Source organism: Hypericibacter sp., assembly GCF_050729195.1.
In the GTDB taxonomy this organism is placed as follows: Bacteria; Pseudomonadota; Alphaproteobacteria; order Dongiales; family Dongiaceae; genus Hypericibacter.
This window is the reverse complement of record NZ_JBOHKS010000152.1, coordinates 1-8,569: the sequence shown is the minus strand read 5'-3', so window position 1 is coordinate 8,569 and position 8,569 is coordinate 1. Positions and strand designations below refer to the sequence as shown.

7 protein-coding genes are annotated in these 8,569 nt (G+C 64.5%); 3 read left to right on the top strand and 4 right to left on the bottom strand.

Going from position 1 to position 8,569, the window contains the following annotated elements; genetic code table 11:
• Positions 1–1,385 (bottom strand): RecQ family ATP-dependent DNA helicase (locus tag ACREE8_RS11630; RefSeq protein ID WP_431573160.1); only part of this gene is annotated, 1,385 nt, incomplete at its 3' end.
• A gap of 228 nt (positions 1,386–1,613) precedes the next feature.
• Here ACREE8_RS11630 and ACREE8_RS11625 point away from each other — a divergent pair.
• Entirely contained in the window at positions 1,614–2,084 is a 471-nt protein-coding gene (locus ACREE8_RS11625) for a hypothetical protein (RefSeq protein ID WP_431573159.1), read from the top strand.
• Between the two features lie 38 nt (positions 2,085–2,122).
• Here the strand turns inward: ACREE8_RS11625 and ACREE8_RS11620 are convergent, their stop codons facing one another.
• Together ACREE8_RS11620 and ACREE8_RS11615 are read right to left on the bottom strand one after the other, a co-directional pair.
• Positions 2,123–3,547 (bottom strand): amidase, encoded by a 1,425-nt coding sequence (locus tag ACREE8_RS11620; RefSeq protein WP_431573158.1) that lies wholly within the window; start codon positions 3,545–3,547, stop codon positions 2,123–2,125.
• Between the two features lie 146 nt (positions 3,548–3,693).
• Positions 3,694–4,458, bottom strand: a complete 765-nt coding sequence (locus ACREE8_RS11615) for an SDR family oxidoreductase (protein ID WP_431573157.1) — start codon at positions 4,456–4,458, stop codon at positions 3,694–3,696.
• A gap of 140 nt (positions 4,459–4,598) precedes the next feature.
• On the opposite strand from ACREE8_RS11615, the gene ACREE8_RS11610 reads away from it, so the two are divergent.
• Positions 4,599–5,498, top strand: coding sequence for a LysR family transcriptional regulator (locus ACREE8_RS11610; RefSeq protein ID WP_431573156.1), 900 nt, complete (start codon positions 4,599–4,601; stop codon positions 5,496–5,498).
• A gap of 56 nt (positions 5,499–5,554) precedes the next feature.
• Here ACREE8_RS11610 and ACREE8_RS11605 read toward each other — a convergent pair whose 3' ends face one another.
• Entirely contained in the window at positions 5,555–5,890 is a 336-nt protein-coding gene (locus tag ACREE8_RS11605) for a GGDEF domain-containing protein (protein WP_431573161.1), read from the bottom strand.
• A 116-nt stretch (positions 5,891–6,006) separates the two neighbouring features.
• Here ACREE8_RS11605 and ACREE8_RS11600 point away from each other — a divergent pair, with 116 nt between their 5' ends.
• The gene (locus ACREE8_RS11600; RefSeq protein WP_431573155.1) at positions 6,007–7,857 is read left to right on the top strand and encodes an RHS repeat-associated core domain-containing protein; all 1,851 of its coding nucleotides are present in this window, start codon (positions 6,007–6,009) and stop codon (positions 7,855–7,857) included.
• The last annotated feature ends 712 nt before the right edge of the window (positions 7,858–8,569 follow it).

Here is an 8,569-nt window from a genome sequence, read left to right as displayed (position 1 = left end):
CCGAAGCCGCTCAGGCCCTCGTGATGGAAGCTCGCGGTCTTCTCGTTCTTCGTGCCGCGCAGCACATTGACGATATGGGCGGCGCCGAATTTCTGGCCGGTGCGCATCACCGCGTCGAGCACGAGGCGCGCCTCCTTGATGCCGTCGAGCGTCTCGACCGGATCGAGGCAGACATCGCAATTGCCGCAAGGGGCGCTCTCGTCGCCGAAATAGCGCAGCAGCATGCGCCGCCGGCATTCCGGCGCCTCGCAATAGGCGATCAGCGCATCGAGCCGCTTATGCTCCCGCCGCTTGCGCTCGGGCGCGCTTTCCTCCTGCTCGATGAAGACGCGGCGCATCCGGATATCGTCGAGCCCATAGAGCAGCATGGTGTCGGCCGGCAGCCCGTCGCGGCCGGCGCGGCCGATCTCCTGGTAATAGGCCTCGGGGCTCGCCGGCAAATCGGTATGGAGCACATAGCGGATATCGGGCTTGTCGATCCCCATGCCGAAGGCGACGGTCGCGACCATGACGATGCCGGGCTCGGTCATGAAGCGGTCCTGGACCTGTTGCTTGACAGCGCTCTCCATGCCGGCATGGAAGGCCAGGGCCGCATGCCCCTCCTCGCGCAGCAGGGCCGCCACCTCCTCGGTCTTCTTGCGCGAGAGGCAATAGACGATGCCGCTGGCGCCCTGGCGCGCCTTCACGAAGGCGACAGTCTGCTTCTTCCACTGGTCCTTGAGCGTGACCGAGAGCGACAGGTTCGGCCGGTCGAAGCCGGTGACCACGGAGACAGCGTTGCCGGCGAAGACCTTGGCCTCGATGTCGGCGCGCGTCGCCGGATCGGCGGTGGCGGTGAGGCCGATGATCGGCACCGATGGGAAGCGGTCCCGCAAACTTCCCAGCGCCTCATATTCCGGGCGGAAGGCCGGTCCCCATTGCGAGATGCAATGCGCCTCGTCGATCGCGATCAACCGCAGATCGAGCCTGCCGAGCGCGTTGAGCATGGCCTCGGTCATTAGCCGCTCGGGCGAGAGGTAGAGCAGCCGGATCTCGCCCGCCTGTGCCTGGCGCCAGACCACGACATTGTCCTCCCGGCTCTGGTCCGAATTGATGCTGGCGGCCGCGATTCCGTTGAGGCGCAGGGCCGCCACCTGGTCGCGCATCAGCGCCAGCAGCGGCGACACGACGACCGTGAGCCCGCCCAGCACCAGCGCCGGCAACTGATAGCAGAGCGACTTGCCCGCCCCCGTCGGCATGACGGCCAGCACATGGCGCCCGCCGAGCAGCGCCTCGATCGCCTCCGTCTGGCCCGGGCGCAGCTCGGTGAACCCGAACACCTCCGCGAGATTCGAGGACAGCGCGGCGCGATGAGCGGCGGAGAGCGACGGGACGGCGATGTTCATGGGATGCGCGATTGGAACTCGGATGTTTCTCAGCCTCTATAGCTTACCGACTCGCTCGCCTTCAAACATCGGCAAAACAGCACGCTGTCACTACTCATGGTCGCTATTTTCTACCCGCCATCCCAAACTGTCCAAGCTACGCCTTTCATTCCATCTGGTGGGGATGGAAGCGACTGAACCTGGCAACACCCGTTCTATCCGTTGAACCAACGGCATCCGGGGGCAAGAGTGTCGAGCAAACTTGATTTCTCAAACCTCGTCTCAGTCGATTCGATCCAGGGAGAAGACGAACAAGAGACAAGGGAATTTAAGGAACTTCATCTCGAGGCCAGACGGTTCATCGAGTCATTTCCATGGCACGGCGAAATCAAGAACGAGTATTTCGGGCTCGGCGTCGCTTACATCGTCGCGGTTTTCCTGTTTGAGTTGGTCCCAGCGAAACCGTCCGTAGACAGTTTTCTATGGGTGATTGTGGGAGCTATACCACCTGCTTATCTCGTGATCGACGACGCGCCAGCCCCCCTTGACGCATTGCGCGCCTATATCGGTTTGATGCGAGAGTGGGCCGAAGCCGTGAAGGCTGGAGAATCGATACAGGGCATCATTCCTGTGAATGCCACAGCGACAATCGAGAATGCGACCGATCTTGAATCAAGATTGAACCATATTGAACAGCACATTATCCCGCAGTTCGCTTAGCTGCGCTAAATAAAGCCAATGTTCCGCGCCCAACGGGCCTAGAGCACCGGCCGCCGTGACCGCCAAGGTGCCGCCTGCTCGAAGGCCGCGGCGAAGCGGAAGACGGCCGCGTCGTCATAACTGCGGCCGACGATCTGCAGGCCGGTCGGCACGCCGTTCGATCCGATCCCCGACGGCACCGACATGACCGGGAGCTGCCCCAGGAGATTGAAGGGGCTCGTCAGGAACCAGCCGCAATAGGGATCGACCGATCGCCCGGCGATCTTGAAGCCCGGATCGGTCTCGGAGTGGGTGACCGGCACCGCCGGGACGGCGAGCGTGGGGCAGACGAGCACGTCGTAGCTCTCGAGGAAGGGCGCGATCCCCTGATACATGGCGCCGCGATGGGTCGTCGTGTTGTAGAGCTCGACTGCCGAGCGCTCGAGCCCGCGCTCGACGATGCCGACCACGAAGGGATCGAGCCGGTCGCGCCATTCCGGCAGCATATCCTTCATCAGCGCGGCATAGAGCCCTTCCCAATAGATCTTCCAGCAGTCGAGATTGGTAGTCGTCCAGGGCAGCTTCACTTCCTCGACCTGACAGCCCAGCCCGCGGAAGACATCGACCGCGGCGCGCGTGTTGCGGGCGACGCTCTCCTCGATCGCGTAGCTGCCGAGATCCGGCGAATAGGCGATCCGGCAGCCCTTGATCGAGGCGAATGTCTCCGGCAGCTGCACGCGTTCGCGCAGCGACATGAGATCGTCCGTATGGGGCCCGCTCATCAGATTCTGCATGAGCGCGGCATCGGCGACCGTGCGCGTGATGGGACCGGTCGTGATCAGAGGCTCGAGCGGGAGCGAGCGGTCGTTCGGGTTGCGCCCCGCCGGCGCCTTGTAGCCGACCAGCCCGCAGGCCGAGGCGGGAATGCGGATCGAGCCGCCGCCATCCGAGCCGTCCGCGATCACCGCCATGCCGGCCGCGACCGCCGCCGCCGAACCGCCGGAAGAACCGCCCGGCGTGTAGTCGAGATTCCAGGGGTTGCGGCTGATGCCGTAGCGCGGGCTGCGCGTGATCCCGGAGAAGCCGAAATCGGGCGTCGTGGTGCGCATATGCATGAGGGCGCCGGCCGCCAGCAGCCGGCCGATGGTCGGCGAGGTGTGATCGCTGCGATAGGCTTCGAAGCTCCAAGAGCCCATCGAGACCGGCTCGCCCTCGATATGCGACATGTCCTTGACGGCGAGCGGCAGGCCCTCCAGCGGCCGCGGCGCCTCGCCCCTGCCTATATAGCGGGCTTCCGCCTTCTTCGCGCCGGCCAGCGCCGGCTCGTAGTAAGGCAGCGTGATCGCATTGACGCGCGGATTGACCGCCTCGGCGCGATCGATCATGGCCCGCATCAGCTCGACCGGCGAGAGCTTGCGCGCGCGGAAGGCGGCCAGCGCCTCGGTTGCCGAAATATGGAGGAGATCGGAATCCGATGACGGCATGGTCGGCCTCTCTGGCGGTGCGGGGGCGTTGGCGAGGCTGGATAGTGGCGCCCGCGCCAACGGCCCCGCAAGGCGCCAATTGTCGGCTGACAATGACGCCCGGTCCCGCCGAAGAAATCGCCTCGGCCCCGCCCCTATCCGAACCGTCAGCTGCGCGTGATCGAGGCGCCGCCATCCACGAGCGAAGCCGTGCCCGTAACGAAGGAGGAGTCGTCGGAGGCGAGATAGAGCACCGAGCGGGCGATCTCCTCAGGCTCCCCGACGCGCTTCAGCGCATGCAGGTTGGTGATGAAGGCCTGCGATTCCGGCGTGTTGTTCATGTCGCGATACATCGCCGTGTCGACAGCACCGGGCAGGATCGCGTTGACGCGAACACCCTTCGGCCCGAACTCGGCCGCCAGCGCCTGGGTCAGTCCGATCAGCCCGGCCTTGCTGGCGGCATAGGCGGCGACGCCGGGGAAGGCGAAGCTGTAGCCGACGAAGGTCGAGGTGAAGATCACCGAGCCGCTCCCGTGTTTCTGCATCTCGGCGATCTGGTGCTTGGCGCCGAGAAAGGAGCCGGTCAGGTTGATGGCGATGGCGTCGTTCCAGCCGGCCTCCGAGACCCCGGTGCTGGCGCCGAGCTCGCCCAAGGTGCCGGCATTGTTGAAGGCGATGTCGAGCCTGCCGAACTGGCTGACGGCCAGCGCCGCCAGCGCCTTGGCGTAATCTTCCGACCGCACGTCGCCGGCGAGGGCGGCCGCCTCGCCGCCCTGGGCGGTGATCTCGGCCACCAGCGCGTCGAGCTCGTTCTTGCGGCGGGCGCCCAGGATCAGCCTGGCCCCTTCCCGCGCGAACAGCGTGGCCGTGGCGCGGCCGATCCCGGCACTCGCCCCGGTGACGATGGCAACCTTTCCAGACAAGCGTTTCATGGTCTTTCTCCTGTTGAGCGCCAGGTCGGGCACCGACCGGCGGTTTCGATGAATTCCTGTTGCCAAGGAGTATGGTGCCGTCGGGGCGTTCGTATTAGCCTGCAAGTCTCGAAATTGGCTTTCGGGAAAACCGAACGATTATGAAGCTCGACGGAATCGCCACTTTCGTGGCCGTCGCGGAAGCCGGATCCATCAGCGAGGCGGCACGGCGCCTGCGGCTGTCGAAATCGGTCGTCAGCGAGCGGCTGGCCGAGCTCGAACGGGGCCTGGGGACGAGCCTCCTGCACCGCACCACCCGCAAGCTCACCTTGACCGAAGACGGGGTCTCGTTTCTGGAACGGGCGACGCGCATCGCGCGCGATGTCGAGGAAGCGACGGCCGACATGGCCGAGCGCCGCGGCCGCCTGGTCGGTCCGCTGCGCATCGCCGCCCCCGTGACCTTCGGCCATCTGCATCTGGGTCCGGCGGTCTTTCCCTTCCTCGCGCAGAACCCCGAGCTCGAGCTGATGCTCGATCTCGACGATCGCCGCGTCGATGTCGCGGCCGATGGCTATGACGCGGTGGTTCGGCATGGGCCGATCGCGGATACGCGTCTGGTCGCTTGGCGTCTGGCGCCCAGTCGGCGGGTTCTGGTCGCCGCCCCGGATTATCTCGAGCGGCACGGGCGGCCGGCCTCGCTCGCCGAGCTCGATGGGCATCGCGGCCTCTTCTACACCAACCGTGGCGCCGCCGACTGGCGCTTCGCTGGCGCCGATGGTGCGACGATCCTCCGCGCCGAGATGGGCCTGCGCGTCAACAACGGGGATATGCTGCGGGATGCGGCAATCGATGGGCTGGGGATCGCCTTGCTGCCGACTTTCATTGCCGGGACCGCGATCAACGCCGGAAGCCTGGTGGTCCTCGATGTCGGCGCCGAGGCCGAGCTCGAATTCGTCTATGTGGCCCACCCCGAGGGACGCCGGACCTCGGCCAAGCTGCGGGCCTTCATCGACTGCCTGCGCGCCGCCTTCGGCGATCCGCCCTATTGGGACGCGCGCTGACCTTTCCGCTCGCGATCAGGAGCGGATGGGTTTAATTCCGCAACAGTCGGAAAATCCTATTCGCCCGCCGCGGCCTTCTTCGGCGGTTCCTGGCTCGGCGCCGGCACCGCTTCGACGCGGTTGCGGCCCGATTGCTTGGCGCGATACATCGCCTGGTCGGCGCGCCGGAGGCCCGCCTCCATCGGCTCGTCGAGATCGGCCAGCGTCACGCCCAGGCTGATGGTGACGGGAATCTGCTCGTTGCCGACCGTGATCGGCTTCTCGGCGATCGATTTGCGCAGGCGGTCGCTGACCGAGAGCGCGGCCTCGTAGCCGACCTCGGGCATCGCCACGAAGAATTCCTCGCCGCCCAGCCGCACCACCATGTCGAAGCTGCGCAGATTGGCCGTCAGGCGCCGCCGCGACCCTCCAGCAGAGCTACGACATCGCCGGCCGGCTCTCGCGCAAGACCTATACCGTCGACAGCCTCAGCTACAATTACGACACCGGCTACGACCTGGGCGATCGGGTGCTGGGACAGACCTATCCCGACGGCGACCAGGTCGGCAGCGTCTCGACCCCCATCACCTATGACGGCGCCGGCCGGCAGAAGGCCATCCCCGGCATCGTCACCGCGATCACCTATGACGCGGCGGGCCAGGTCCTGACCTTCCAGCGGACCAACGGCGCCAATACGACCTATGGTTATTCGACGACCCGCAACTGGCTGACCTCGGTCGTCACCACCGCCGGCGCCACCACCATCCAGAACCTGGTCTATGCCCGCGACGCCGCCGGCCGCATCAGCGGCGTGACCTCGCCCCTCGCCGGCGAGAGCTGGACCTATGGCTATGACGATATGGACCGGCTCCTGAGCGCCACCAACACCACCACCCCGGCGCTGACCCAGAGCTGGACCTACGACACGGTGGGCAACATGCTCACCAACTCGGCCGTCGGGACCTACACCTATCCCGCCCCCGGCAGCGCCCGGCCCCATGCCGTCACCGCGACGCCGCTGGGCTCCTACGGCTATGACGCCAACGGCAACATGACCTCGGCCGCGGGCGACACCATCGCCTATGACGGCGAGAACCGCCCTGTCAGCGTCAACGCCGTGACCTTCACCTACGGCCCCGACGGCGAGCGGCTCAAGAAGACCAGCGGCGCCACCACCACCCTCTATCTGGGCTCGGACACCGAGATCCAGGGCGGGGTCATGACCAAGTATCTGCCCGGCGACGCCAAGCGCTCGAGCACCACCACCTGGTGGCTCCATCGCGACCACCTGGTCTCGGTTCGGGCCCTCACCGACGCCACCGGCGCCGTGGTGCAGCGTTCCAACTACAAGCCCTATGGCGAGCGGATCGTCACCGTTGGTACTGTTCCGGAGAGCAAGGGCTTCATCGGTGAGCGCACCGACGACGAGACCGGCCTCGCCTATCTCCATGCCCGCTACTACGACCCGCAGCTCGGCGTGTTCATACAGCCGGACACATGGGATCCGAATCTAGTGGGCGTCAATCGGTATGCATATGGCGCAAGTAATCCTGTCATGTTTACTGATAGATCGGGAAACGTGCCAGTAGGCGGCCCATATAGTGCGTCCGCATGGGGCCAAGCTAGAGTTGAGTTAGAAGGTACGCCACACTTCAATGACGTTACTGGTGGAAACAGCAGCCCCGTGGATGGATCCTTAAGGGCCCATGGTGGAAAGGAAGGAGCAGGTCTTGGCCCAGCGGGAACTGGCGCTGGAAGCGGCGGGCCGGCAGATACGAGTGGTTCGTCAAAAGGGAACGGAGGGGCAAATGGCGATGCAGGGTGGGGTGTCGGGTGGGGAGGGCAGCCATATGACCCGTTCACAGATGTCGATATTATGGGTAATCCTCTTAGCCCCCAATATCCGGGATCTCAAACAGGCTTTGTAATCGCTGCAACCACTGTCGGGGCCGGAGCATTGGCTCTCCTCGGCGCTCCTTTGGTCGTGGGAAGCACTACTATCACCGGATTCAGTGCCGCTGAAACCGCGCTCGTACTCGAGATGCAGACAATATTAGAAAGTGCGGAATTTGCAGCTATTCGTGCGGCGCATGCAACAGGCCAGTCGTTGACTGTGAACATTGCCGAACGTATGGTTCAGTATGAAGCTGGGTACACTTACAGTGCAGGCTTTAGCCTCAGCGTAGAAAATGGATTTTTGATGGGCCCCCTGGCTTTCACCTCACCGCTTGAAACTGCGGCAACTATTGCACAAGAACTTTTTCGCTTGGAAAGCGGCACATTAGGGTACGCCGAGGCTGGCTCGTATGCTACCGAGGCGACGCAAGCTGCCTTCAGTTTCGCACAGCGAGCTGCCGCGTATGTCGTTGGAGCCCCATGATGGCTGCTGATATTGCTGCAACACGTCGTGTACGACAGGCTTGGGTCGACGCAGCGAGCCTCTTAGCACAGGACTCATCGGCCAGAGTTACTTGCCCAAACTGCGAGCGCGGCGTTCTCTGTGTGTGGGATGAACCAGCTCCTCGCCGCGGCTATGCAGAGCGCTGGATGCGCTGTAACGCTTGTGGGGTCGCCAATACGATACTTATGAAACTCTACCAAATGCCAGCCGACAATGAATCCGAGGGCCAGGAAGGGTCCGTCAAGGACTTTGATTGGGCGGACAAGGCGGCCATTAGAGGTCTTGCGATGCGAGCAGTGAAGTCTCTCCGCAAGAAACCCTGAAGCGTTCGAAGGCGCCACTTTCGAGATACCGCCATCCCCTATGACGCGCCGCTAACAAAATTCGACTGACGAGAAAATGGAGCCCAGCAGTCAGCTTTCCAGCAAGATTTGTTGTTATCCTATTGCCGACATCATCAGCCCATCGGCGGCGTATCGGTTGTTCGCGGAAGGGTGGCGAACAATGGCAGCCATAGGATCGGTGGTCGTTGGCGCTTTAACGGCGACAAGCCGCGCCGGGCCCTGTGGGCCCTACTCGCCGACGGCGACGGACTTCGGCGGTTCCTGGCTCGGCGCCGGCACTGCTTCGACGCGGTTGCGGCCGGTCTGCTTGGCGCGATACATCGCCTGGTCGGCGCGCCGGAGGCCCG